Below are 25,113 nucleotides of genomic sequence, written 5' to 3' on the forward strand. Positions count from 1 at the left end.
TGTGCTTTAATTCCAAAATTCTCTCATCTAAAGTGGATGTTTGAGTGGTTCATTCAAAATACTACTTTTGATTTTCCGTCTCTTCAGATGTACGGAGCTTTTTCAAAAATCAAATACTAATCCTATAGCCTTTTATATATTAACTGGAAACACCTTAGATAAATCCAGAACTAAATCAGAAAAATATGGCAAATTAACTGACTCATTAGGCAGAAAAATTAACTTACGACGATAACCAAATTTACCTTGCAAATCTTTATAAGGTTCACTGTAAGATTCTAGATAGTTATCTAGTAAATTAAATATCCAATAGTCGGGAATACCAGCTTCTGCATAAACAGATAATTTTACATCTTGGTCATATTTCAAAGTGGAATTAGAAATTTCAATTACTAGCAATACATCAGATGGGCTAGGATGAGCTTCTAAATAGTCATCAGGACGATTTCGCACAATGACTAGATCAGGTTCTGGTTCACTATCATTAGGTATAATAATTGGTTCTTGTCCTCGAAGAATCGCTTCTTCTACAACCAGCTTGAACAACTCCCGATATAAGCGGGTGCTGCAAACAGAGTGCGGTGTACCTTTTGCTGCCATCTGGATTATTTCACCCTTAATTAGCTCAACTCGGTCATTCTCCTCAAAGAAGCCGAGTTCAGCTAGACGGTGATATTCAGCTATAGTAAAGCGTTTAGCAGTGGTAAGGCTCATAACAACTACGAGAATGCAGAGTTATTTTTATCTTAATATAGCTGTAGTTGATTAAAGTTGTGTGGCAGAGGATGATGAGGTGTCTAGGTCTTCTTTATCAGCTTCTATACTTACACCTTTCCAAGGAAAATCAAAATATTGTTCTTGAACAATTTTTAATTCCTTTATTGACTCTTGGAAAAATAATTTAATAGCAGATAGCTGGTCTTTTTCAGATAAAAAATCTTGTAGGCTTTTTTGATAAAAAATAGCTGAACATGCTGGCAAAATTGTCAAATTAGCAGGAGTCCATATATTCGGTTTATCGTTAATTACTTTCTGCATAGATTCAATAATTTTTGAGCGTTCTCCAAAACTAGCAGAAACCTCCAAAAATATACCTAAATATGGATATTCTGTTAAAGTATCTGGATTTAAATTAAAGTATCCAAGACCACACCAAAGATTATCGCCTGAAAATTTAGTATAGATAATATATCTACTGTACCATCTCCATTGAGTCATACTTGTACTTGCTATTGGCTTGATCAAACCTCCAAAAGCTAGCTTGAATTCGTGCTGTACTTCTTCACCAAGGGTTGATTCCATGAGATTGAGAGTTTTGTTAAAATTCACCATTGTCAATAAGTCAACTGATGAAAATTGATTAGTGTGAGACATTCTGTTATTCCTCATAAAAATTAAGATTTCTTGGGCTAAGATATCAGACGCGCGTTCTTTCAAGAAGCTATAAAACTGATACCACCTCAGTTGGAAGAAATTGATATTTGGTGATAACTCAAGACAATACTCTTTGATTGCTGGTTTGGGATCATAATCATATTGTTTGAGTTCATCTTTTGGGTCATAATCACGGGTGATGTAAATTAAAATTCGATGTCTGACATTTGGTAAATTACTCAAAATATCAGCATATTTTTTTAAAGCATTATTTCCATCCTTCGCGCCAATTTTTGATTCAATAAATATTACATCTGTAGTTAAACCAGTTGACAGTTCAACCACAATATCAAGTCTGCTATCCTCAGTATGGTTCACTAGTGCTTGATGTTCTTGTTGGGTTGAAATCTTGATACTGGAATAAATATCATCAGTAATGATTGAGTGATGTTTTAGCCAACCAAGCAAAATATCATTATTCAGGGACAAAAAATAAGCGACAACCTCAGTAAAAAAATCTTCACGCGGTTTGTTTCCTGAATGCAGATTGAGTAAATTTGTAAACAAAGACATTTATTTTTAAGTACTTCAGGTAATTACAAAAAAGTTATACACAGTAACTAAGTTTGTAGCCCTGCTTAAATAAGGCTACATAAAAGTTTTATAAGTTATGTTTGTATTCGATATTACTAGCTTTGCAGCAGTTATAACTTAGCCGATCGCAGTTTGCCAAGGGTGCTATACAGACGATACTTACAACAAATAGAGGTAAAATTTTTACCTCTACAAAGTTATGTATTATTTTAAGAAAAGCTAGAGAAGATTATTACTCTGTTAAGTGACTTTCTAGCAAAGTTGCGATCGCTTCAGGATGAATATTCTTGTATTTCTTTTTACCAAGGTGTAAAACACAGTTGGGAGCGCTGCCACAGCATTTTTGGCAACTTGTATGTTCAATGGTAACTTTGTCTAACAAACCGCGATCGCACAAAGTTTTTTCTAATTCTGATAATAACCCTTTACCACCACGTTTCAGGCAACCACCCTTTTGACATACCATAATCCTCGCTTTAGTTTGAGGTGGTAAATCTTGCTTTGGACATCCATCAATTGGTGTCACCCGATAGGCTTTAATTTTAATTTTACTTGTGCGTGAGTCTATCTTACTATGACCACAAACGCGAATTTGTTGGCCAGGAATTAAAGATGAACTTAGTAATCGGCGCAACTCTTTAGGCAGTTTAATTTCCACATTTCCAGATGGAACTGCCAATTGCATATATTTATATTTTCCTGGTTCACCACCAACAAAACCTAATAACTGTCCTTCAAGGTTCAATTCTGATAACGTCAAATACTTGTCACCCATGATTGATAAAAAGTTATTGGGGATTGGGGATTGGGGATTGGGGATTGGGGATTTGGAATTGGGGATTAGGGATTAGGGATTGGGAAAGTATTGCTAAATATTTATTTCCTAGTCCCCAGTCCCCAGTCCCCAGCCTCTTTATGCGAGGCGTTTAGCTTCTACTGTTTGAGGTAAATTTGCTGTGTCTGGCAAATCACGAAATTCTAATTCCCAACCGTTTGCTAGGGTAAGAATCTTGCCATCATTTCCATCGGTTTGTTTGACGACTTCTTCTTCAAGGTCTTTTTTAGCAACGTAAACTACTAAAGTACCGGCATCATTCATGCGTAGCATTACTTTCATGAGATTCCTCAACAGATTCTAGTTCTTTTTTCTTACAGCCGACGACGAATCCTGTTTCCAAGAAATGCACAGCATATATATAGGAAGTCTGCAAATATGTTCCTATACTGGCTATGTAGCCGATATCTCCTTTGTTCACTAAAACTTGCCCAACTTCTTTACCAGGAAAGGTACCATCGTTTTTGAGCAGTTTCCGAACTCTGACTTTTTCACCAATTTCAAAGGCGGGTGGCAAGTTTAGCTCTAATTCATCGCGTTGCATGAGAGTACCTCTGTTCTCTGACCAAATTCAATAGTTCTTCTGTCGTCAGGCTGCGTTTTTTCTGTACCGATTGATGGCGCACTGCATCTAAAACAGATTGGGTTTCTTGGGGGTTCAAGAAAATTCCATGCTGTTCTAGCAAGTTTGAAACCAAATGCCGTCCAGAATGTTTACCTAATACTAAACGCCGTTCCCAACCCACCTCTTCGGGAGCAAATGGTTCGTAGGTAATGGGGTTTTGCAATACCCCGTGAGCATGGATGCCAGATTCGTGAGCAAAGGTATTTTCGCCAACGATCGCTTTCCAAGGTGGTACGCTAGCTCCTGATGCGGCTGCAACTAGTTGAGACAGTTCCAGCAAACTGGGAGTGTCGATGCCTAAATCAACGCCATAGATGCGTTTAATTGCCATCACAACTTCTTCTAAAGCTGCATTTCCCGCTCTTTCACCTAATCCGTTGACTGTGGTATTAACTGATAAGGCTCCGGCTTTGATACCCGCAAGGGCGTTGGCTGTTGCCAGACCAAAATCATTGTGGGTGTGGATTTCTAAGGGAATCATCAAAGCTGAAACTAGCCGTTTAACCTTGGTGTAGGTGGTGAAAGGGTCGAGAACTCCTACGGTGTCGCAGAAGCGGAACCGGGATGCACCCCATTCTTGAGCATAAAGCGCTACATCTAAAAGGAAGTTTTCATCAGCCCTGGAAGAATCTTCTCCGCCGACTGCTACCCAAAGACCTTGATCGACGGCGAAGCTGATACAGTCTTTGAGTTTTTGCAAACTTACTCGCCATTGACCGTGGAATTTAGCGGCGATTTGGATACCAGAGACGGGAATGGCGATATGCACCCGGTTCATACCGCAAGCAATAGAAGCCTTAATATCTGAGATGACGGCGCGGTTCCAGCCGAGGAGTTTTGCTTGTAAACCTAAATCAGAAATTGCGGCGATCGCCCGTGTTTCTTCATCACCCATTGCTGGTATACCGACCTCTAATTCGGGAATACCAATGGCATCGAGAAATTTAGCGATCGCAACCTTTTCTTCTAGGGTAAAAGCAACACCTGCCGCTTGTTCACCATCACGTAGTGTAGTGTCATTAATTATGATTTGATTCATTGCAAATATCCCTCTCTTGGAAGTATTCTTAATATCCTTTCTCTCTACAATCCCCAGCGATGGCAAATGCTAAAAATATCACAATTCATAATGTAGGATACATGATCCTTAATTATTGACCTATTAGCAGCATCACATCTGTATGACAGGGAACTAAAACAATGTATAAATTACAAATCGTTTTTACCGATGTCAGTTGAAATCTCTTCGAGTAGCAATGAACTAATATAACTATTAGCAAACCCTGAACAAAGTAAAACACAGAATCCAGCAATTAAGGATGTAATCATCTTAGTAACCTCAGATTTTTTAGAGCATTGGTGTGTACTTTCAGCAGGTAAGGGGACTCAAAGCTACAAGGTACAAATTAGCTAACTGTGTTCTGCTAGCCAATCAAAAATCTTTCCTAGCTGCTCCAAATCAACTAAACCATACTGCCAGAGGAGCATCGGTAGTGGCCCATTTTCTAATTCACGGTGTCGCAGAGCTACAGCAATATCGGCATTTGAAAGTTCAAGTTCGTTGTGCAAATAATTGAGGAGTTTTATATCTCTGTTCCGAGTCGCCATAATTGATTGAACTTTCAATTTCTTAATTTGGGAAAAACTTAAAAATCAGAAATTCCAATTTTTATATGGAAATTTCGCATTTTTAATTGTTGCTATATGTCAGGGGAATTTCAGATTTAGCATAAGAAACAAAATCTAAACTCCATCTAATCCATCTCAGTCTGCAATAAATTCTGCAAGCATACAGTAGCTTCAAACTCTAAAGCTATTTGAGCTTTGTGCAGTCATGAACAAAAAGGATAAAGTTCAGTGATTGCGTCATGAATTCAAGATTAATTAGAAGATTCATGATTCATCGCTGTAATGCCAGCAACGCTCTAGCCACTCTAATAATTCCTGGCGAGAAGCGAGAAATTGCATAACTGTACTGCGAATTAGAATCGCTTCTAGCAAATTGTTCACTTGCACTCGTAAAGAACCATCGGGGGGACAAGAGCTATTTATTTTTAACTCTTGCAATCGGTGATAGATTCGCCAGCGATCGCTCCGAGGAATCTGCAAAACGTGATTTGTCATTTGTCCTTCGTCCTTTGTCAGTTGTCCTACCCTGCGGGAAGCCGCTGGCGCGTCTATGTCATTTGCAAATGACCAATGACCAATGACTAATGACTCTTGACTCCTAGAGTTTGCAGTTGTTTTTCGAGTTGCTCAACGCGCGAGAGCAAAGAACGAATCACGGTTGCTTCCATATCGGGTAGCTTTCCATGTTCTAAAGGAGAAAGGCTGACGTTTTCATTTCGGGAAATAATTCGGCCGGGAATTCCTACAACTGTGCAATCATTGGGGATATTCCGTAAGACAATGGAACCTGCGCCAATACGGACGCGATCGCCAATTTGCAGATTACCCAAAACTTTTGCACCCGCACCGATCACTGCATTTTTGCCCACTGTGGGATGACGCTTACCAGTTTCTTTACCAGTTCCGCCAAGGGTAACGCCCTGGTAAATCAGTGTGTAGTCGCCCACGATCGCAGTTTCACCAATGACAACACCCATTCCGTGGTCGATAAACACGCCCTGTCCAATCTCTGCACCTGGGTGAATTTCAATCCCTGTCAAAAATCGCCCCAAGTGGGAAATGAAACGGGGGATAAAACCCACTCCTCGACCATGTAACCAGTGAGCAAGACGATGCAAACAGAGTGCGTGCAATCCGGGATAGCAAAACACCACCTCTAGCCAATTACGTGCTGCGGGATCGCGCTCAAAAATAATGCGAAAATCACTCAATAATGGCTCAAAAAAACCGCCAGAGAGTAAATTTTTCAGCATGGATGTATGTGCAGAATCCTGCGTTTTGGTACTGGGGGGATCGCTAATACTGTCTAAAGACTGTTGCATCGGTAATGTCTATCTGGTAAATGAGTCATCTGCTATTTTTATGCTTATATCAGGTAACATCTAACTCGATAGGAAACCCAATGCTGATTGGATTTATTGGATTGATTAAGGTTGTACTCAAACGCCGAAACCCCGACTTAACATAAAGTTAAAATTTGTCTGGGGTTAGGGGCGCTAGTATTTAACGATGGGGGTACTAGTATTTTTGGGGCGGGGGTTAAGAATTTCTGTTCACGCTACAAGAAACTTTACCCGTAAGCCTTTGCTAAGATTTCGTCAAGATATTTTGCAATATATTAAGTTGTACTCAGATGCACTCAAACATCAGTTAGATAAGCCTACAAATTGATTTTCTGTATATGCTACTACTATTAGTATCCTATTATTTAGTTGAGCGAAAGACAGGTTTCTTTATTTTCTTTTAGGATTTGCTGTCTGTATGCAGATATACGTTTCAAAATATAGTTATCGCTCATTGTGACTGTTTTCTTATTATATAGATGTGTGGGAATAGCGATTGCAAAATCTTAGAAAAGCAGAATAAGTAAATGTTCTCATAGCGCCCCTACTCAAGAAACCTGTAGAGGTGGATTCATCCGGTTCAAATACTCGACGACGGAGATAAAAGGTGGATTCATCCAGTTCAAATACTCGACGACGGAGATAAAAGGTGGATTCATCCAGTTCAAATACTCGGCGACGGAGATAAAAGGTGGATTCATCCAGTTCAAATACTCGACGACGGAGATAAAAGGTGGATTCATCCAGTTCAAATACTCGGCGACGGAGATAAAAGGTGGATTCATCCGGTTCAAATACTCGTTAACGGAGTTCAGAGGCAATACGGTTCGGTTAACGCTTTAATATGTCTGAAGATCCCCCCAACCCCCCTTAAAAAGGGGGGCTTTTAAACATCTTTTACCCCCTTTTTTAAGGGGGTCGCCGCAGGCGGGGGGATCTTAAGCGAACCGTATTGAGTTCAGAGGTGGATAAACAAAATAGGGGCGTACACTTATACACCCCTACCGCAAATTTATTTGTTGCGAAGATTTTTGAAAATGATATGAGACTTGCCGATGAGTATTAATTTCTCAAGAGACGGGAGTTTTAGCAGATTTACCTTTACTAATAGCCTTAAAACGTTCGCCCAACTGTTCAGCAACAGTCTTTAAGCCTGGAGTCTTTTTCGATGCAGTCTTCACGTAATCATAAACAGTCAAACTGCTAGTCATCGCTTCACTACCGACAGCCATTAAGGTATCGTCTACCTGTTCGGTGAGTTGCTGCATGGAAATTAAAAGTTCGGTAAGCGCAGCAGCTAATTGATAATCTTGAACCAGTTCCTCAACGTCAAAAGTGGCTGGAAGAATTTCGCGGTTAGACTGAGCAGCAGTAATGCTATTGTTCACAAAGGCTAGGCTTTTATCGCCCATTTTTACCAACTTACGCCGTTCTTCATTGCTGAGAGTAATCAGAAACGGCATCTTTCTTTGGACTGTCTGTAGCGCGGCTTTAATTTCTTGGATATCTTGTGGAGAAAGGGACGCTGTAATATTTTGATAAGCCATTATATATTTACCTTGGGAGTTCTAAAGGTGAAGTAGCAATAGTTGCTAAGTATAGAATTCCCATTGGTGGATGCGATCGCACATCATAACCTATTTATTTATCTGTTTTAGCGCTGATGCTGAGGGGTACTGACCAGATGCAATCAAAGCTTGTCGTTCTACAATCCTTTCGTCGCCGTTAAAATCTAGGATGCGTGCAGTCACTTCACCGATATCTGTTTGATGCTGAATTACAGCCTCATCTAGTCGAAAATGATCGCCCCAAAAGTCTCTGCGTGGGTTAAAAAACCGCACAAGTTCGCCAGTTTGCCAATTAATTGACCCCAAATCCGTCCCTTTTTGCAGGTTACAGAAGATACAGGCATAGCAGAGATTATCTGCTGTTGTTGCGCCGCCGTGTTTGACACTGATTATATGGTCAACTTGACAACCCGATGATCTATCTTCTTCAGAAACGAGACAATACTCACAAATATGCTCGGCGCGATCGGCAACTAAACGTCGCAATTCTGCATTAATATATGGACGAGACACTTTGAATACTTACTCCGTGCTGATGTACTGACGAGCTTTTACTTTTGCTAGTAGCATAATATGTTCTAGCGTGAGGAAATGATCTAACTCTCGCTGGTCACTTCCTGTAAGACCTTCAGTTTTTGCGCGGTAAACAAGATCCTCTAAACGGTCTTTGGCTGCATCTGATAGTTTGAAATCGATAACACTTTGGGGAGTGGTTCCCGCAGCAATAAACTCTATAATTTCATCGTAGACTTTGGCTGTATTTACAGATGTGTTCATAAGCTACCTTTTTAATTCATAAATTTTATGCAACTTTCAAAGACTTTCCTAGCGTCTTAGGCTCTGGTAGAGGTTCACCGTCAGCCAAAGATGATTCAATCAGCATTTCTAAAACTTCCTGAGCATTTTTAAGAGCGTCTTCGTAAGTCTCTCCGTGAGTGCAAGGCTGCATTATATCCGTAAACTCAGGTAGCAAAGCCACATAACATTGATCTTCTTCTGACCATTGAATCACGATTGTATATTTCATATTTATTCATAAGCTTCTCGTCGATAAGCAATAGTAGTTACCATGACTTGATTAGTTCCATCATCAACTTGATAAATTACTCGATAGTTACCAATGCGATAGCGATAATAACCTGCAAAGTCACCTTTGAGAGGTTTAACATTAGGATGAAACCGAGGATTTTGTTCTAGTTGCTCAAAGCATCTAGCAACCTTTTTGGCTAAAGCTTGGTCTGCTGTAGCATAAATCTCCTCGGCTTTGGCAGATAACACAACGTTATACATCAGACCGAATTGTTCTCCAGCTTTTTACCCGACCTTCAGCAATATCTTTTTTACCTTCTTCAAATGATTCAATAAATTCAGGGATATCAAGTAACTCTTGGGTAGCATCTTCACTCTCCTTATCTGCTAGATATGCTAAAAAATCAGCAACCAGTTGTAAGCGTTCTGAAGATAATACATCTAAATATTGGTTGATTTGCTGACGAACTTCTGTGTTTTTCATATTTTTGCAACTCTTTTACTTCTCTAATTGTGCCAACTTCTTCTGAGCAAATTCCCGCACTTGCTCATCTGGGTCATTTTGTGCGCGATCGCGCAACAGTGGTAAAGTCTGGGGATGCTGAGGAAATTGCTTGATAATTATCTCTAGTGCAATGCGCCGAGGATTAGTTTCATAATCTTCCTTTCGCTCAAAGGGGTCATTAACAGCGCAGTTATGGTAGATGTCAAACAACTCAAGCTGATATTTAAAGTGTTTAGCTAATTGTTGGACTGCTGCACGTCGCACATCCCAGTTATCATCCTTGGTAGCGCGTTCTTTGAGGATGGATTTGGTTTCGGGGTCATCTTTGAAGTGATTCGCTAATTGTTGGACTGCTGCACGTCGCACATCGTAGTGATCATCCTGGGTAGCGCGTTCTTTGAGGATAGATTTGGTGTCGGGGTCATCTTTGAAGTGATTCGCTAATTGTTGGACTGCTGCACGTCGCATATCGTAGTGATCATCCTGGGTAGCGCGTTCTTTGAGGATAGATTTAGTGTCGGGGTCATCTTTGAAGTTTTCCGCTAATTGTCGGACTGCCATATATCGCACATCGTTGTCATCATCCTGGGTAGCGCGTTCTTTGAGGATAGATTTGGTGTCGGGGTCATCTTTGAAGTTCTCCGCTAATCCTATAACTGCTGCACATCGCACATAATTATTATCATCTTGGGTAGCGCGTTCTTTGAGCCAAGATTTAGTGTCGGGCGCATCTTTGAAGTTCTTCGCTAATTCTTGGACTACTACATATCGCACATCGTAGTGATCATCTTGGATAGTACGTTCTTTGAGCCAAGATTTAGTGTCGGGGTCATCTTTGAAGTTCTTCGCTAATTCTTGGACTGCTGCAAGTCGCACATCTTCGTGAACATCCTTGGTAACGCGTTCTTTGAGCCAAGATTTAGTGTCGGGGTCATCTTTGAAGTTCTTCGCTAATTCTTGGACTGCTGCAAGTCGCACATCTTCATGAACATCCTTGATAGCGCGTTCTTTGAGCCAAGATTTAGTGTCGGGGTCATCTTTGAAGTTCTTCGCTAATTCTTGGACTGCTGCACGTCGCACATCCGAGTTATCATCCTGGATAGCGCATTCTTTGAGCCAGGATTTGGTTTCGGGGTCATCTTTGAAGTTCTTCGCTAACTCTTCGACTGCTAGACTTCGCACTAGCCAGTTATCATCTTGGGTAGCCAGTTGTTTGAAAATGGATTTGGTGTTGGGGTCATCTTTGAAATTCTTTGCTAATTCTACGACTACTACACCTCGCGCTACCCAGTTATCATCCTGCATGGCACGTTCTTTGAGCCAGATTTTGGTGTCGGAGAATTCTTGCCAGGTCGTTGTAATTGCTGTGACTGCTTGCTTACAAATTTCCACAACTATCACAGTTTCTTCTTGATCTTCGTAGGAGACGTAATAGTACCAGAGGTCATATTTAGTTAAGTCTTTTAGCTTGTCAAGTAATTTATTAGCCGTTGACGCGATCGCAGAGCGATTTCTCACCTCTACAAGACACTTAGCCGCTAAAAATAAATTGACAAACTTTTCCTCTTCGCCATCTTGCGCCATTAAATAATCAAGAATCTCCCCAACAAATCTTGGCTCAATCATTCCCGCAATTAGCAGCAAGACTTCATGCCAACTTTCATCTTGCCAGTGTTTGCCAAAAACTTCATTCTTAAGTTGCTCAATAGTCAGCGTTTGCGTTTCTTTAAACTGCCAGACAAACTCCCAAGCACAGAAATATTCTAAAAATGTCCGATGCACAAAAGCATAATAATCCGCACCCAGGAAACATAACATAAAGTTGCGAGTCCGCAGTTGATTAATCATCACCCGCGCGGCTTCTCTGGGTTTATCAAATTCTATGGTTTTGAGATAATCAGTCAGAACTTTGACTAAATCATTTTCATTAATCAAATTACCAGCCAAACCTTTATCACCAGTTTGCATAAGAAAAGCAACCTGACGCAGCATCGCTTGCTTATCTTTATAATCAATAGTCTTGGGATCTAACCTCTTATCTTCTGTCAAAGCGCGTTCCACATCCCATTGATGCAGCAACACCCGCGATGCTTGATCGTAAAGTGTAGCTCTATCTCTTGGTAGCTCTTGATTACGATTAAGAATTGCCATCATCGTCAACAGCAGAGGATTTCCCGCCAATTCTGCAATAGATTTGGAAGCTGCAATTCCTCTTTGTAGCCGTTCTCGTTTTCTCACTTTATCTACGGCATCGGTAAAAGTTAACTCATGCCAACGGTTGATAAAATCCTGAATTTGTTCAGAGTCTAAATCTTGTAATATAAAGTGGCGAAACTCAGCATTAAGCAATCGTTGCGGTTTATAGCCAATAATCCGAGAAGTGACAATTACCTGCACATCAGGATAGTCATTAGTAAAGCGATGAATATCAGTAATTACATCCTCTCGCTTACCAGGGTCAAATACCTCATCCAAACCATCAAACATCACTAAGGCATTACCAGCTTTTAATTGTTTATCTAGTTCAAGCTGATTGAGATGATGAACAGCACCACTACATTGATGAAAAAATTCTAGAAAATTATTGCACTCTTTATCTTCCCGTCGCCGCATATAAGTGCGTAATTCAATTAGCAACGGAATTGGTAATGAGATAACATTATCCAGTGGTGACTCAGCCCAATTTAAAGCCAGAAATTGCAACAATGTAGACTTACCTGAACCAGGATCGCCCAAAATCACAAGATATTTATAATCTTGCTTTTTATTGACAACATCTAAAACTGAACGTATCGGCTGTTCAAAATAAACCCGTTTGTGGCGTTCTAATTCTTCTAATTCCACTTCTGCTTCTACTTGATCACTTTCTCGCAGCCGTCTAAGATGTTCTTTAGGCAGTTCGTGAACTTGTGGTAAAACTTGATGAGCTTCCCTGACATTTTGAACAGTAAAAATCCGCCATAATTTCAGTTCATTATAGGCATAGCCGCTTGTATCTAAGCTATCTAACTTGAGATTGCCATAGCGTTCGCGGATTCCTTCTTGATATTTAACTAAATTAAAATCTACAATAACACCAGCAATTTCTTTTGTATTGATTTCAATATCAGATAACTTTTGTAATTCTAGGATATGGTGTAATTCTTTTGAATCTAAAAGAAGTTCTTGGACTTGTGTCAAATACTGTTCTGTAATTGATTGCCAGTTAAACTTAGGTGGCAGAAGTTTTAATTGCAGCCTGTTCCAACTATCTTCTAGGGTTTTAGCGTCTAGAGATTCACAATTAATATCAAAAGCCTGACCAAGAATTTCTGTAACCGACTTATCGCTGATAAATTTTTTGATGTCTTTGGTGTACTCTTTAATCTCAGTTTCAGCAAGTTTGCAACGAACCTTTAACTGCTGCTGCATGAGTTGCAAAAATTCTTTTAACGCTTTCCCCGCAGCAATTTCTATGTCTTCCTTCTTAAGTTTCTGCACAATCTTGCCAGGGATGCCTTTTAATAAATCTTTAGCCCAATCTTTAGCAGCATCTTTGGCTAAGTCTTCCAGAATGGGTTTAAAAATCAACCCGGCGGCCTGAGTTACACCCCAATAAGCTAACCAGTCCAGCATAATACTCGCTTCTGTTGAGATTTTGATTACGAGTATATCCACTAGCTGGAGTAATGTTTCCAGATTTCAGGGTTATTGCAGAAATATCACAGGTATCTGCCGCTAATTATACCAAGGGATATGTGCGCTCAATTACCAAACTGATTTTATCAGGTTCAATCAATTCTTTGAGAAAAACCAAGTTTTGAACGCTTACGGTTTTTCAAACACCAATTTGGTTTATTGATATGAAAATAACGCTTTAACACTCTCTGCACAAGGCTTTATGGTATTTGCAATGGTGATAATTCCGTTGATTTTGATGACTTTTTTAGTTGGAAAGAGCGATCGCTATGCCTTTCTTTGCAACTCTTGGTTCACCCATTTTTGGATGAGTTAGGAAAGATAATAGTATATGCACTATATAAAGATATTTAACGAAGTATTTTCAAAAACAAGTACCCTGAGTATCTTTGTTCTGAATCTCTCGGAAAAATCGGCTAGCCGAGAGTTACGTGTGAGATACATCACTACCAGGCTAGAGAAAAGTTAAGAATGGTTATGTTTTCCCTAAACCAAATACCAATGCTCAAACGCATATTATCTGCGTCGCTACTTAGTTTGATCCCTTCAGTTGCTAGTTTATCCCTAGAGGTTTTTTCCCCCGCAGCGTTGGCCCAACCGCCTGCGGCCTCTGTTGAAACCAAGCTGAAAGTGCCTAGTAGCATGAACTATGCACCCTTCAATATTAACCGTTACTTGAAAGTACCCCCCAACTTCTCCATCGCTGTTTATACTCGCATTAACAAAGCTCGCTTTATGGCAGTTGCTCCCAATGGGGATCTTTTAGTATCACAACCCAGTGGGAATAAAGTATTAATTGTCCGACCAAATGGCAGCAAAGACCCAATTATTTCTGACTTTGTGACGGGTCTACGCAAGCCACACGATATTGTGTTTCATAAGATTAACAACACCACATACGTTTATATCTCTGAAACTCATCAAATTAACCGCTTTATCTACAACTCTGGAGACTTAACCGCAAAAAATCGTCAAATTGTTGTAACTGGTTTACCAGACAGCAGCACAAGTGAACTCAAAGGCGCTTATGGTCACGAACTGAAAAACATCGCCCTTGATGCCAATCACAAACTGTATGTGTCCATTGCCTCTACCTGCAATGCCTGCAAGGAAGATACTATCAGTAACCCAGTCCGTGGTGCAGTTTACCAGTACAACGCAGATGGAAGCAATCGACGGCTGTTTGCCCAAGGCTTACGTAATGCCGAAGGATTAGCATTCTTGCCTAACACAAATGACCTTTGGGTAGTTGTTAATAATCGAGATAACATTGCCTATCCCTTCAACGATGGCAGTGGCAATTACGGTAAGATTATCCCTTCCTACGTGGACAACCACCCACCAGAGGAGTTTACGCGAGTTCGAGATGGCGGTAACTATGGTTGGCCATTTTGCAACCCCAATCCTGATACTTCAAATGGCATGAACAATATGCCCTTTGACCGCGACTATGAGTTCAATGCTAATGGCAAGGTTAATTGCAATGCAATGGACAGGATTAGCAAAGGTATCCAAGCCCATTCCGCTCCCTTGGGACTAACATTCTTACAAAATACCAACTTTCCCAGCCAGTACTCAAATGGGGCAGTGGCGGGGCTGCATGGTTCATGGAATCGACAGAAGAAAACGGGCTACAAAATAGCTTACTTTCCCTGGAACAATAGCACAAAGGCTCCAGAGCAGGAGATGGATTTAGTCAACGGTTGGCTAGTTCCAGGAACACAAGAAATCTGGGGGCGACCCGTAGACATGGTAGTCGATCAACAAGGTAATTTGTTAATTTCGGATGATTATAGCGGCACCATCTACAAGCTCTCCTACACGCCGTCAGCAAAGGTGGTTAAGGTCTACAGAGATGCTAATTTTGCTGGAGTTTCCCAGTCTTTTCCTACAACTCTAGGAGTATACAAAGCCAACCAAGGTGACTTAAAGGTTGTGGGAAACGACACTATTAGCTCGTTAAGTGTACCACCAGGTACCGTAGTACGTGTCTGCCAGCATGAAACTGGTGGTCGATGCCGTGAGTTTAGCGCTGGTGATTATAAATCCGTTGGGGCTGACTTCGATAATATAATCTCGTTTATAGAAGTTAAGTAGCACCACTCGCCGGATTTGAAATTTTGCCCCTTTCCAAAACGGGAAGGGGGTTTTTCGTTAAGGTTTGTAGTGAGCAATTCAGAAAATTCATTGCGATCGCTCAATCATGTTAGATTATAGTTTGTTGTTTCTCTTAAACACAAAATCCGACAGTTTCCTACCCATCTCCTCATTGTGGGAATGAAAAAAAAGGAGTTAAAAGTTAAGTTTTTTGAAAATTATGTGCAGCAATATATCTATTTCCATTGCCTCATATCGCTTATCAGATAAGACTTATAACCACAATTGAATATCATTGTCAAAGCAAAAATTAAATAAATATGAATTGCATTTTTACCCTGAAAAAAATGATATGTTAGATACAGAATTGAATTTCGCACGTTTCTGGAGTAGAACGATATAGACTACTCCAGTTTTTCACCCTCAAACCCTTGGCATTTACTGCTTTTGACTGAATTTGAGGGCAGTCTGAGTACACATTTAAATAACCCAAACCCAGTTACAAGTAGATTAAATTCCTTACTGGGATTGGGTTTTGACTGAGTACAAAGAAATCCTGAACCCCTATCTATAAACACTAGAACCCCAACCAAAAAATACTAGAACCCCTACCCGAAAAAAACTTTTTTAATTCTTGTAATGCTTGAAGAATTAGGTTTTTTAGTATCTGAGTACAAAAGTAATAAATCCAATAAATTCTATCCTAGATAGACATATCGCTTAGCTTCAAGACGGCTGATATAAATCTTTTATCGCCAATCACTTAACGCTCTGAAACAAAACAAAGCGAAAAGTGAGTGGAGGGATGAGATAGCACCATGCCTGAAGTGAAGAGAAGTCGCGGCTGTAAGCACAAATTCTACCCAAGAACCGAACGTTGACACACACCAGCCGAACATCAGATATCTATCGCCTGCTTTACTTGAAAACAAGTCGCCCTCACCCAAGGGTTTGCAGGCAGTGTGGAAGACGCGACTTCAATTCTGGGCATGAAAGAGTAGCAACAGCATCTCCCACAGTGGCAGCCGAGTCCACCGACCTTTTTGCGAAATTCAATGACATCACCGTCTACACGACTCCTCAACTCTAACGCTACGGAATCGCCAACCCAAGCAAAATCCGGTGGTTGCGGCTGCGACAGCACCAGCAGCACCACCGTGGAAAGGGACGAAAAGCTCCAAGAACGCATTGCTAAACATCCCTGCTACAGCGAAGACGCTCATCACCACTACGCTCGGATGCACGTTGCAGTTGCACCAGCTTGCAACATCCAATGCAACTATTGCAACCGCAAATATGATTGCGCTAACGAAAGCCGTCCTGGAGTAGTTAGCGAATTGCTAACACCAGAAGAAGCCGCACACAAAGCTTTAGTCATTGGTGGTAAGATTCCCCAAATGACAGTTGTGGGAATTGCCGGCCCTGGCGACCCATTGGCGAACCCAGAAAAAACTTTCCGCACATTTGAGTTGATTGCAGCGCAAGCACCAGACATCAAGCTGTGCTTATCAACCAATGGTTTAATGCTGCCAGACTACATTGATCGCATTAAACAATTAAATATAGATCACGTAACGATCACCATTAACATGGTAGATCCAGAGATCGGTGCTAAGATTTATCCTTGGGTTCACTACAGACGCAAGCGTTATAGAGGCATTGAAGGCGCGAGAATCCTCCACGAAAGACAGATGGAAGGATTGCAAGCCCTAAAAGACGCTGACATCTTGTGCAAAGTCAACTCCGTGATGATTCCCGGAATTAATGACCATCACTTAGTCGAAGTGAATCGAGTCATCCGTGAAAAAGGTGCATTCTTGCACAACATCATGCCATTGATTTCTGCACCAGAACATGGCACACACTTCGGTTTAACCGGTCAACGCGGCCCCACACCCAAAGAACTCAAAGAAGTTCAAGACAACTGCTCTGGTAACATGAAAATGATGCGTCACTGTCGCCAGTGCCGCGCCGATGCAGTCGGATTGTTGGGAGAAGACCGCAGCCAAGAATTTTCCAAAGAGAAATTCTTGGAAATGGCTCCCGAATATGACATGGAACAACGCGCTACTGTTCACGAAGGAATTGAGAAGTTTAAAGAAGAACTTAAAGTAGCCAAAGATAAAGCGCTAGCTGGTAAGAAAGTTGCCAATAGTCCGAAAGTTTTAGTTGCAGTAGCAACCAAAGGCGGCGGATTAGTTAACCAACACTTCGGTCATGCGAAAGAATTCCAAATTTACGAAGTGGGTGGAAACGAAGTTCGCTTTATCGGTCATCGCAAAATTGACCAGTACTGCCAAGGTGGATACAGCGAAGAAGCTTCTTTTGAGCATATTATGAAAGCGATCGCAGATTGCAAAGCAGTTTTAGTCTCCAAGATTGGTAACTGTCCTCAAGAAAAATTGCAAGAAGCTGGAATCAAGACTGTTGAAGCTTACGACGTAATTGAAAAGGTTGCTTTAGAGTTCTACGAGCAATACGTTAAGGAATTAGGGAATAACGAATAGGGAATAGGTTACAGGGGATAGGGGAGAGATTATTACCTATCACCTGTCACCTGTAACCTCTCCCCTGACTCTAATGCCCCATTCCCCAAAAGGAGAATAAATCATGGCTTACAAAATTCTTACTAGCCAGTGTATTTCCTGCAATCTCTGTCTAACGGTATGTCCCACAAATGCAGTTAAAGTGGTTGACGGACAGCACTGGATTGACCCTGAACTTTGTACAAACTGCGTTGGTAGCATTCATACCGTGCCTCAGTGTAAAGCTGGTTGTCCCACCTGCGACGGTTGCATTAAGCAGCCTAGCGATTACTGGGAAGGCTGGTTTGCTAATTACAACCGCGTAGTCGCTAAATTAACAAATAAACAAGATTACTGGGAACGTTGGTTTAACTGCTATTCCCAGAAATACTCGGAACAGTTGCAAAAGCGCCAACCCCAAAAAATGGCAGCAGAAGCTTAAATAATTCGTAATTCTTAATTGAAGACAACAATGCAAAATAACTGCATCTATCTCGATAATAATGCCACCACTAAGGTAGACCCAGAAGTTATAGAGGTAATGCTACCTTACCTGACGGATTATTACGGCAACCCCTCTAGTATGCATACCTTTGGTGGGCAAGTCGGTAAAGCAGTGAGAACAGCAAGAGAACAACTTGCAGCTATGCTGGGAGCCGATGAGTCAGAAATTGTCTACACAAGTTGTGGAACTGAGGGAGATAACGCGGCAATTCGAGCCGCACTGTTAGCGCAACCAGAAAAGCGACACATCGTCACCACCCAAGTTGAACATCCAGCAGTACTCAATGTCTGCAAACAATTAGAAACCCAAGGTTATAGTGTTACCTATCTATCAGTAAATAATCAAGGGCAGCTGGATCTAGATGAACTAGAAGCTTCCTTGACGGGTAACACCGCCCTGGTGACAATTATGTATGCTAATAATGAAACCGGAACGATTTTCCCAATTGAGCAAATTGGGTTGCGTGTCAAAGAATATGGCGCTATCTTCCATGTAGATGCGGTGCAAGCAGTGGGAAAAATCCCGTTGAATATGAAAACTAGCACCGTGGATATGTTAACTCTGTCTGGTCATAAGCTACACGGGCCCAAAGGAATTGGTGCTTTATATATTCGGCGTGGGGTTCGGTTCCGTCCCTTCATGATTGGGGGACACCAAGAACGCGGACGTAGAGCGGGAACAGAGAATGTTCCAGCAATTATTGCCTTGGGCAAAGCTGCGGAACTAGAACTGTTACACTTAGAAGAAGCGACCGCAAGAGAAAGAAAGCTGCGCGATCGCCTCGAACAAACTTTACTAGCTAAAATTCCCGATTGTGTAGTTAATGGCGACGTTACGCAGAGATTGCCAAACACAACCAATATCGGCTTCAAGTACATCGAAGGTGAAGCAATTCTACTGTTATTGAACAAATACGGCATCTGTGCATCATCCGGTTCTGCTTGCACCTCCGGTTCTCTCGAACCCTCCCACGTCCTGCGGGCAATGGGCTTACCCTACACAACTTTGCACGGTTCAATTCGCTTCAGTCTTTGTCGCTACACCACCGAAGCCGAAATCGATCAAGTAATAGAGGTAATGCCCAGTATTGTAGAACGTTTACGCGCCCTCTCACCCTTCAAAAATGATGATGCGGGTTGGTTGCAAGGACAAGAACAAGCACTGGCGCATCGTTAATTAGGGAATAGGGTACAGGTTACAGGGAACAGATTATTCTCTATCACCTATCACCTGTCCCCTGTCCCCACTCAGCACTCACCACTCAGCACTCGGAACTTAATATGTGGGACTACACCGATAAAGTATTAGAACTGTTTTACGATCCCAAGAATCAGGGAGAAATTGAAGAAACGGGCGAAGTTGGAGTTAAAGTTGCAACGGGTGAAATCGGCAGCATTGCTTGCGGTGATGCTCTGAGATTGCACCTGAAAGTGGAAGTAGAATCTGATAAGATTCTAGATGCCCGTTTTCAAACCTTTGGTTGTACTAGTGCGATCGCATCTTCTAGTGCATTAACCGAAATGGTTAAAGGTTTAACCTTAGACGAAGCCCTGAAAGTGTCCAATAAAGACATTGCAGATTACCTTGGTGGTTTGCCAGAAGCAAAGATGCATTGCTCTGTCATGGGACAAGAAGCTCTAGAAGCCGCTATCTATAATTATCGTGGCATACCTCTAGCTACCCACGATGATGACGATGAAGGCGCATTAGTTTGCAGTTGCTTTGGCATCAGCGAATCTAAGATTCGTCGCGTGATTCTAGAAAATCATCTCACGGATGCCGAACAAGTAACAAATTATGTAAAAGCTGGTGGCGGATGCGGTTCCTGTCTGGCGAACATTGATGATATTATTAGATCAGTTCAACAGGAATACGCCTCACCTGCTCTCAACAATTACGGCGTAAAAGTTGCCACAGAAATTGTTACATCTAAGGAACGAGCGCTAACAAACGTCCAAAAGATTGCTCTAATTCAAAAGGTTCTTGATGAAGAAGTCAGACCCGTACTCATTGCAGACGGGGGAGATGTAGAACTCTATGATGTAGAAGGCGATCGCGTTAAAGTTGTACTGCAAGGTGCTTGCGGTTCCTGTTCTAGTAGTACAGCAACTCTCAAAATTGCGATCGAAGCCAGATTACAAGATCGTGTCAGCAAGAGCCTTGTAGTCGAAGCAGTTTAGGAATTGCTGTAGGACTTAACGTATTCTACAAATACGCTCTAATATGCATTCAGCCAGGAACAGAAAGTAGGATTTGAACCATATAATTGTCTCCACATCAATGCTTCAATCCTACCGACAACTGATAGCTAAATTAGCTATGACGGCTAACAGCATATAGGCAAAAAATTAAGCGCCTACTTGCAAATTTCATCATCCAACTCGCTTCAAAGGAACAGGATATGAGCACATTGTACGACAACATTGGTGGACAACCAGCTATTGAACAAGTAGTAGATGAACTCCACAAACGCATTGCTACAGACAGCCTCCTCAGTCCCATTTTTGCTGGTACAGACATGGCAAAGCAACGTAATCATCTAGTTGCTTTCTTAGGTCAAATATTTGAAGGGCCAAAGCAATACGGTGGTCGTCCAATGGACAAAACCCACGCAGGATTGAACTTACAGCAACCACACTTCGATGCGATCGCCAAGCATCTCGGCGAAGCAATGGCTGTGCGTGGCGTGTCAGCAGAAAACACCAAAGCTGCACTAGATCGCGTCACAAATATGAAGGGCGCTATTTTGAACAAGTAATAGGACTTATGCATTGATTGTTGACAAATAACAACATCAAGTCCTATTGAATCTTGCAAGCTGAAACATATTATGACGTATTTGTAAATTGCGTAATTTTCTTTGTTCTTTGTCAAAACAAATGACAAAGGACAAAGGACAAAAACCAAAAGAAAAAAATTTTAACGAGGAAAATCGATGAACTTACTGTCAATAATTTTGGCTGTGGAGCGATCGCCCCCAGCAGGCATTTATGCCAACGCTACCAACGATGCTCTACACGCGCTCACTACTGTCGCTCAACTGGCGTGAACGCAACTGACAAACGCACAGACCCACCAACCAACCAATTGCAGGGAAACAAGAACCATGACAGACGAAAACATTAGACAGATAGCTTTCTACGGTAAGGGCGGTATCGGTAAATCTACCACCTCCCAAAACACCTTAGCAGCTATGGCAGAAATGGGTCAACGCATCCTTATCGTCGGTTGCGACCCTAAAGCTGACTCCACCCGTTTGATGCTGCACAGCAAGGCTCAAACAACCGTTCTTCACCTCGCCGCAGAACGTGGTGCAGTAGAAGATATCGAACTCGAAGAAGTAATGCTAACCGGTTTCCGTAACGTTCGTTGCGTAGAATCTGGTGGTCCAGAACCCGGTGTAGGTTGCGCCGGTCGTGGTATCATCACCGCCATCAACTTCTTAGAAGAAAACGGTGCCTACCAAGACCTAGACTTCGTATCTTACGACGTATTAGGTGACGTTGTGTGCGGTGGTTTCGCAATGCCTATCCGTGAAGGTAAAGCACAAGAAATCTACATCGTGACATCAGGTGAAATGATGGCGATGTATGCTGCTAACAACATTGCTCGTGGTGTTCTTAAGTATGCTCACACTGGTGGCGTGCGTTTGGGTGGTTTGATTTGTAACAGCCGTAACACTGACCGGGAAATCGAATTGATCGAAACCTTGGCAAAACGGTTGAACACCCAAATGATTCACTACGTACCCCGTGACAACATTGTTCAACACGCTGAATTGCGCCGTATGACCGTTAACGAGTACGCACCAGAAAGCAACCAAGCTAACGAATATCGGACATTGGCTACCAAGATCATCAACAACAAAAACCTGGCTATTCCTACACCCATCGAAATGGAAGAACTAGAAGAATTGTTGATTGAATTCGGTATTCTCGAAAGCGAAGAAAATACTGCTAAGTTAGTTGCTCAGACTGCTGCTGAATAAAGCTCCTGTAGTCAAGTAGTAGCTGCTAAGAAATAACGATTTAGCACAAGGAAAAAGGAAGAGTTTCATATCTTACCTTTTCCTCTCTCTCTTGCATCTCCCCCCTAATCTTAGAGGGGACTCCTAGTCCCCCTATGCCCCCGATCCTTACGAGTCACAGAGGCTAAATATGACACCTCCAGAAAATCAAAACATCATCGAAGAAAGAAAAGAACTAATTAAAGAAGTTCTAGACGCTTACCCCGATAAAGCTAAGAAAAAACGGGAAAAGCACTTAAGTGTATACGAAGAAGGTAAGTCCGATTGCGGCGTTAAGTCTAACATCAAATCCCTTCCTGGTGTAATGACCGCTCGTGGTTGTGCTTACGCCGGTTCTAAAGGTGTGGTTTGGGGTCCTATTAAGGACATGATCCACATCAGCCACGGGCCTGTAGGTTGCGGTTACTGGTCTTGGTCTGGTCGTCGTAACTACTACATCGGCACCACAGGTATTGATACCTTTGGTACCATGCACTTCACCTCTGACTTCCAAGAAAGAGATATCGTGTTCGGTGGTGACAAGAAACTTGTCAAGCTGATCCAAGAACTAGATGTACTTTTCCCCCTCAACCGTGGTGTTTCCATTCAATCAGAATGTCCCATCGGTCTAATTGGGGATGACATCGAAGCTGTTGCTCGGAAGACATCGAAAGAAATCGGCAAGCCAGTTGTACCTGTACGTTGCGAAGGCTTCCGGGGTGTTTCCCAATCATTGGGACACCACATCGCTAATGACATGGTTCGTGACTGGGTTTTCACCAGATCCGACCAAGCTAAGAAAGACGGTACACTCAAGTTTGAAGGTACTCCTTATGATGTAGCCATCATTGGTGACTACAACATCGGTGGAGATGCTTGGGCTAGCCGCATCCTGTTAGAAGAAATCGGCTTGCGCGTAGTCGCTCAGTGGTCAGGTGATGGCACCATCAACGAAATGTTGATGACCCCCAATGTGAAGATGAACCTCATCCACTGTTACCGGTCGATGAACTACATCAGCCGTCACATGGAAGAAGCTTATGGTATACCCTGGTTGGAATACAACTTCTTCGGCCCCACCAAGATTGCTGAATCTTTACGGGAAATCGCTTCCAAGTTTGACGAAACAATCCAAGCAAATGCTGAGAAAGTTATCGCCAAGTATCAACCCACAATGGATGCGGTAGTTGCTAAGTACCGCCCCCGTTTGGATGGTAAGACTGTTGCCATCATGGTTGGTGGTCTACGTCCTCGCCACGTTGTCCCAGCTTTCCAAGACTTGGGCATGAAGATGATTGGTACAGGTTATGAGTTCGCTCATAACGATGATTACAAACGTACCACTCACTACATCGAAAACGGCACCATCGTTTATGACGACGTTACCGCTTACGAATTCGAGGAATTTATCAAGGCGCTGAAGCCTGACTTAGTAGCTTCTGGTGTGAAAGAGAAGTACGTCTTCCAAAAGATGGGTCTTCCTTTCCGTCAAATGCACTCTTGGGATTACTCCGAACCTAGCGATCGCTCTTAAACATCATATAATGCAAGGTTTTTTCGCGGCGAGAGAAAAAAGAGCCTATTTCTAGCCTAAATGCCAGTTGCAGGGTTATTTAGAAACAATCTGTTTTGATGCTTTAGATAGCATAACTCTTATGGAGTATGATTTTTAGGATTTGCTGGCATTTTGCTTAAAGAAAAACTGTAAAATAAAAGACTATTTTAAATAACGATTTTTTAGATTAAATGGTGCGTAACGGCTAAATTGAGCAGCCTTTACTCACTTGTGAGCCTGTGATTGTAGAGACTTGTTTTTTGTTGCGAAATATTTACAGTGGTCAGGAAACGCTGATGTCTTTACTAGACGGGGGAAAGATATTAATTTCGATGTGTTTGAGTGAAGAAGCGGCAGTGATTAAAGAATTGCCGTTCAAAACTACCAATTCTCTTTCATTCAGTAGATGTTGTGAATCTAATTACTATAGAGAAGCTAAAACTTTCATTCGTTTTTTTGGAACATAAACATAGTTAGGATCAAGAAATTCAAGAAGTTTGACAAGTGCATTGTATATTTCTACTAACCTTTGATCATCTTGTAATCTTTCACCATAATTTTTTGGTTGACTTGCAAGAACTCTGATATCTTCTTTAAGACTAGAGAACCATCTTGAGAAATCGGGTTCATTCTCTAACTTTGAAGCGAACTTGGCAAAACCAATACATTCTAAAGATTCACCTTCCACTATCATAATTTCACCTATCGCCCTTTGTTGTCCCTTAGGTAAACGAAATGTAAAATTAAGTGCGTCTGAAGTAAATTGCCTACTAATATTCCCAAGTAATCTTTCTAATTCCTGGTTTGATTTTGCATTGCCAAAGTCAAGAAATTGAACTTCTCTACGCAGAATCTCCGTCCATGCCAAAAACTCTGCAAAAACATAAAGAGTGCTTGTAATTGCATATTCCTTATCTACATCACTTCTATGACAGTAAATCTGCAAGAAGCTCTGATCTACAATATTGTATAACCTGCTTTGAAGGTCTAAACTTGCTCTTAAAATCGGGTTGCGATATTTTTCTACAACTTTCTTAACCTGAAGGCTATTTTGCAATTTTTGCGGCAAAATAACATCAAAAATCAACTTTGTCATTGCTCCAATTATGCCACCAATTATTGATGATACTAAAAGCCATAGAATACTATTTTGTTGGAATGATTTCTGAAGCCAGTCGAACATATTTTTGAAGTTAAACTCTTGTTATTGAAGTCTCAGAACACATCTTTGTTGATGTTGAAACA

The 25,113-nt window shown here is 41.5% G+C and carries 26 protein-coding genes and 1 pseudogene; 9 read left to right on the top strand and 18 right to left on the bottom strand.

Annotation, left to right across the window (positions count from 1 at the left end):
• A pseudogene (locus IQ274_RS23605) lies at positions 1-120 on the top strand (IS630 family transposase); the annotation flags it as partial.
• Positions 121-132: 12 nt separating this feature from the next.
• Here IQ274_RS23605 and IQ274_RS23610 read toward each other — a convergent pair.
• The 17 genes from IQ274_RS23610 to IQ274_RS23690 form a co-directional block, all read right to left on the bottom strand.
• Complete coding sequence (locus IQ274_RS23610) at positions 133-714, bottom strand: Uma2 family endonuclease (RefSeq protein ID WP_194143609.1); 582 nt, start codon at positions 712-714, stop codon at positions 133-135.
• A 51-nt stretch (positions 715-765) separates the two neighbouring features.
• The gene (locus IQ274_RS23615) at positions 766-1,947 is read right to left on the bottom strand and encodes a PD-(D/E)XK nuclease family protein (protein WP_194143610.1); all 1,182 of its coding nucleotides are present in this window, start codon (positions 1,945-1,947) and stop codon (positions 766-768) included.
• A gap of 253 nt (positions 1,948-2,200) precedes the next feature.
• Positions 2,201-2,743: a (2Fe-2S) ferredoxin domain-containing protein gene (locus tag IQ274_RS23620; RefSeq protein WP_194143611.1), complete on the bottom strand. Its 543-nt coding sequence runs from the start codon at positions 2,741-2,743 to the stop codon at positions 2,201-2,203.
• 138 nt (positions 2,744-2,881) lie between these two features.
• On the bottom strand, positions 2,882-3,085 hold the full coding sequence (nifT, locus tag IQ274_RS23625) for a putative nitrogen fixation protein NifT (RefSeq protein WP_114083693.1): 204 nt from the start codon (positions 3,083-3,085) through the stop codon (positions 2,882-2,884).
• A complete protein-coding gene (locus IQ274_RS23630; RefSeq protein ID WP_012407236.1) occupies positions 3,060-3,347 on the bottom strand; it encodes a nitrogen fixation protein NifZ in 288 nt (95 codons plus the stop codon). The genes nifT and IQ274_RS23630 overlap by 26 nt, the downstream gene beginning before the upstream one ends.
• The gene (gene nifV, locus IQ274_RS23635; RefSeq protein ID WP_163926981.1) at positions 3,334-4,467 is read right to left on the bottom strand and encodes a homocitrate synthase; all 1,134 of its coding nucleotides are present in this window, start codon (positions 4,465-4,467) and stop codon (positions 3,334-3,336) included. The genes IQ274_RS23630 and nifV overlap by 14 nt, the downstream gene beginning before the upstream one ends.
• A gap of 371 nt (positions 4,468-4,838) precedes the next feature.
• Positions 4,839-5,036, bottom strand: a complete 198-nt coding sequence (locus IQ274_RS23640) for a DUF2949 domain-containing protein (protein WP_041565135.1) — start codon at positions 5,034-5,036, stop codon at positions 4,839-4,841.
• 285 nt (positions 5,037-5,321) lie between these two features.
• Complete coding sequence (locus IQ274_RS23645) at positions 5,322-5,552, bottom strand: Asr1405/Asl0597 family protein (RefSeq protein ID WP_163926979.1); 231 nt, start codon at positions 5,550-5,552, stop codon at positions 5,322-5,324.
• Between the two features lie 86 nt (positions 5,553-5,638).
• Entirely contained in the window at positions 5,639-6,379 is a 741-nt protein-coding gene (gene cysE / locus IQ274_RS23650) for a serine O-acetyltransferase (protein ID WP_194143612.1), read from the bottom strand.
• A 569-nt stretch (positions 6,380-6,948) separates the two neighbouring features.
• On the bottom strand, positions 6,949-7,185 hold the full coding sequence (locus IQ274_RS23655) for a hypothetical protein (RefSeq protein WP_194143613.1): 237 nt from the start codon (positions 7,183-7,185) through the stop codon (positions 6,949-6,951).
• A gap of 285 nt (positions 7,186-7,470) precedes the next feature.
• Positions 7,471-7,947: a hypothetical protein gene (locus tag IQ274_RS23660; protein WP_194143614.1), complete on the bottom strand. Its 477-nt coding sequence runs from the start codon at positions 7,945-7,947 to the stop codon at positions 7,471-7,473.
• A gap of 90 nt (positions 7,948-8,037) precedes the next feature.
• A complete protein-coding gene (locus tag IQ274_RS23665; protein ID WP_194143615.1) occupies positions 8,038-8,481 on the bottom strand; it encodes an HNH endonuclease in 444 nt (147 codons plus the stop codon).
• A gap of 9 nt (positions 8,482-8,490) precedes the next feature.
• Positions 8,491-8,745, bottom strand: coding sequence for a hypothetical protein (locus tag IQ274_RS23670; protein ID WP_194143616.1), 255 nt, complete (start codon positions 8,743-8,745; stop codon positions 8,491-8,493).
• A 25-nt stretch (positions 8,746-8,770) separates the two neighbouring features.
• Positions 8,771-8,995, bottom strand: a complete 225-nt coding sequence (locus IQ274_RS23675; RefSeq protein ID WP_194143617.1) for a type II toxin-antitoxin system HicB family antitoxin — start codon at positions 8,993-8,995, stop codon at positions 8,771-8,773.
• 2 nt (positions 8,996-8,997) lie between these two features.
• The gene (locus IQ274_RS23680; RefSeq protein WP_194143618.1) at positions 8,998-9,258 is read right to left on the bottom strand and encodes a type II toxin-antitoxin system RelE family toxin; all 261 of its coding nucleotides are present in this window, start codon (positions 9,256-9,258) and stop codon (positions 8,998-9,000) included.
• Positions 9,251-9,481: a hypothetical protein gene (locus tag IQ274_RS23685; RefSeq protein ID WP_194143619.1), complete on the bottom strand. Its 231-nt coding sequence runs from the start codon at positions 9,479-9,481 to the stop codon at positions 9,251-9,253. The genes IQ274_RS23680 and IQ274_RS23685 overlap by 8 nt, the downstream gene beginning before the upstream one ends.
• Before the next feature lie 15 nt (positions 9,482-9,496).
• Positions 9,497-13,117, bottom strand: coding sequence for a HEAT repeat domain-containing protein (locus IQ274_RS23690; protein ID WP_194143620.1), 3,621 nt, complete (start codon positions 13,115-13,117; stop codon positions 9,497-9,499).
• A 540-nt stretch (positions 13,118-13,657) separates the two neighbouring features.
• Between IQ274_RS23690 and IQ274_RS23695 the strand changes: the two genes are divergently transcribed.
• The 8 genes from IQ274_RS23695 (at position 13,658) to nifD (ending at position 23,847) form a co-directional block, all read left to right on the top strand.
• Positions 13,658-15,277: a PQQ-dependent sugar dehydrogenase gene (locus IQ274_RS23695; RefSeq protein WP_228058328.1), complete on the top strand. Its 1,620-nt coding sequence runs from the start codon at positions 13,658-13,660 to the stop codon at positions 15,275-15,277.
• Positions 15,278-16,332: 1,055 nt separating this feature from the next.
• Positions 16,333-17,784: a nitrogenase cofactor biosynthesis protein NifB gene (gene nifB / locus IQ274_RS23700; RefSeq protein ID WP_175586476.1), complete on the top strand. Its 1,452-nt coding sequence runs from the start codon at positions 16,333-16,335 to the stop codon at positions 17,782-17,784.
• A gap of 103 nt (positions 17,785-17,887) precedes the next feature.
• Positions 17,888-18,244 carry a 4Fe-4S binding protein gene (locus IQ274_RS23705; protein ID WP_194143622.1) on the top strand — a complete coding sequence of 119 codons (357 nt, stop codon included), beginning with the start codon at positions 17,888-17,890 and terminating at the stop codon, positions 18,242-18,244.
• A 30-nt stretch (positions 18,245-18,274) separates the two neighbouring features.
• Positions 18,275-19,483: a cysteine desulfurase NifS gene (gene nifS / locus IQ274_RS23710; protein WP_194143623.1), complete on the top strand. Its 1,209-nt coding sequence runs from the start codon at positions 18,275-18,277 to the stop codon at positions 19,481-19,483.
• A gap of 104 nt (positions 19,484-19,587) precedes the next feature.
• On the top strand, positions 19,588-20,487 hold the full coding sequence (gene nifU / locus IQ274_RS23715) for a Fe-S cluster assembly protein NifU (protein ID WP_163926969.1): 900 nt from the start codon (positions 19,588-19,590) through the stop codon (positions 20,485-20,487).
• A 221-nt stretch (positions 20,488-20,708) separates the two neighbouring features.
• Positions 20,709-21,065 carry a globin gene (locus IQ274_RS23720; protein ID WP_012407221.1) on the top strand — a complete coding sequence of 119 codons (357 nt, stop codon included), beginning with the start codon at positions 20,709-20,711 and terminating at the stop codon, positions 21,063-21,065.
• Positions 21,066-21,413: 348 nt separating this feature from the next.
• The gene (nifH, locus tag IQ274_RS23725; protein WP_163926967.1) at positions 21,414-22,295 is read left to right on the top strand and encodes a nitrogenase iron protein; all 882 of its coding nucleotides are present in this window, start codon (positions 21,414-21,416) and stop codon (positions 22,293-22,295) included.
• A gap of 169 nt (positions 22,296-22,464) precedes the next feature.
• The gene (gene nifD, locus IQ274_RS23730; protein WP_194143624.1) at positions 22,465-23,847 is read left to right on the top strand and encodes a nitrogenase molybdenum-iron protein alpha chain; all 1,383 of its coding nucleotides are present in this window, start codon (positions 22,465-22,467) and stop codon (positions 23,845-23,847) included.
• Between the two features lie 445 nt (positions 23,848-24,292).
• Here the strand turns inward: nifD and IQ274_RS23735 are convergent, their stop codons facing one another.
• On the bottom strand, positions 24,293-25,051 hold the full coding sequence (locus IQ274_RS23735; RefSeq protein ID WP_194143625.1) for a hypothetical protein: 759 nt from the start codon (positions 25,049-25,051) through the stop codon (positions 24,293-24,295).
• Between the last annotated feature and the right edge of the window lie 62 nt (positions 25,052-25,113).

The sequence above is a fragment of the Nostoc sp. LEGE 12447 genome, from assembly GCF_015206985.1.
Taxonomy (GTDB): Bacteria; Cyanobacteriota; Cyanobacteriia; order Cyanobacteriales; family Nostocaceae; genus Nostoc.

Bases quoted from the DNA above. Each gene is read 5' to 3' on its own strand.
- IQ274_RS23610 (WP_194143609.1), bottom strand. From the start codon at position 714: ATGAGCCTTACCACTGCTAAACGCTTTACTATAGCTGAATATCACCGT.
- IQ274_RS23615 (WP_194143610.1), bottom strand. From the start codon at position 1,947: ATGTCTTTGTTTACAAATTTACTCAATCTGCATTCAGGAAACAAACCG.
- IQ274_RS23620 (WP_194143611.1), bottom strand. From the start codon at position 2,743: ATGGGTGACAAGTATTTGACGTTATCAGAATTGAACCTTGAAGGACAG.
- nifT (WP_114083693.1), bottom strand. From the start codon at position 3,085: ATGAAAGTAATGCTACGCATGAATGATGCCGGTACTTTAGTAGTTTAC.
- IQ274_RS23630 (WP_012407236.1), bottom strand. From the start codon at position 3,347: ATGCAACGCGATGAATTAGAGCTAAACTTGCCACCCGCCTTTGAAATT.
- nifV (WP_163926981.1), bottom strand. From the start codon at position 4,467: ATGAATCAAATCATAATTAATGACACTACACTACGTGATGGTGAACAA.
- IQ274_RS23640 (WP_041565135.1), bottom strand. From the start codon at position 5,036: ATGGCGACTCGGAACAGAGATATAAAACTCCTCAATTATTTGCACAAC.
- IQ274_RS23645 (WP_163926979.1), bottom strand. From the start codon at position 5,552: ATGACAAATCACGTTTTGCAGATTCCTCGGAGCGATCGCTGGCGAATC.
- cysE (WP_194143612.1), bottom strand. From the start codon at position 6,379: ATGCAACAGTCTTTAGACAGTATTAGCGATCCCCCCAGTACCAAAACG.
- IQ274_RS23655 (WP_194143613.1), bottom strand. From the start codon at position 7,185: ATGAATCCACCTTTTATCTCCGTCGCCGAGTATTTGAACTGGATGAAT.
- IQ274_RS23660 (WP_194143614.1), bottom strand. From the start codon at position 7,947: ATGGCTTATCAAAATATTACAGCGTCCCTTTCTCCACAAGATATCCAA.
- IQ274_RS23670 (WP_194143616.1), bottom strand. From the start codon at position 8,745: ATGAACACATCTGTAAATACAGCCAAAGTCTACGATGAAATTATAGAG.
- IQ274_RS23675 (WP_194143617.1), bottom strand. From the start codon at position 8,995: ATGAAATATACAATCGTGATTCAATGGTCAGAAGAAGATCAATGTTAT.
- IQ274_RS23680 (WP_194143618.1), bottom strand. From the start codon at position 9,258: ATGTATAACGTTGTGTTATCTGCCAAAGCCGAGGAGATTTATGCTACA.
- IQ274_RS23685 (WP_194143619.1), bottom strand. From the start codon at position 9,481: ATGAAAAACACAGAAGTTCGTCAGCAAATCAACCAATATTTAGATGTA.
- IQ274_RS23690 (WP_194143620.1), bottom strand. From the start codon at position 13,117: ATGCTGGACTGGTTAGCTTATTGGGGTGTAACTCAGGCCGCCGGGTTG.
- IQ274_RS23695 (WP_228058328.1), top strand. From the start codon at position 13,658: ATGTTTTCCCTAAACCAAATACCAATGCTCAAACGCATATTATCTGCG.
- nifB (WP_175586476.1), top strand. From the start codon at position 16,333: ATGACATCACCGTCTACACGACTCCTCAACTCTAACGCTACGGAATCG.
- IQ274_RS23705 (WP_194143622.1), top strand. From the start codon at position 17,888: ATGGCTTACAAAATTCTTACTAGCCAGTGTATTTCCTGCAATCTCTGT.
- nifS (WP_194143623.1), top strand. From the start codon at position 18,275: ATGCAAAATAACTGCATCTATCTCGATAATAATGCCACCACTAAGGTA.
- nifU (WP_163926969.1), top strand. From the start codon at position 19,588: ATGTGGGACTACACCGATAAAGTATTAGAACTGTTTTACGATCCCAAG.
- IQ274_RS23720 (WP_012407221.1), top strand. From the start codon at position 20,709: ATGAGCACATTGTACGACAACATTGGTGGACAACCAGCTATTGAACAA.
- nifH (WP_163926967.1), top strand. From the start codon at position 21,414: ATGACAGACGAAAACATTAGACAGATAGCTTTCTACGGTAAGGGCGGT.
- nifD (WP_194143624.1), top strand. From the start codon at position 22,465: ATGACACCTCCAGAAAATCAAAACATCATCGAAGAAAGAAAAGAACTA.
- IQ274_RS23735 (WP_194143625.1), bottom strand. From the start codon at position 25,051: ATGTTCGACTGGCTTCAGAAATCATTCCAACAAAATAGTATTCTATGG.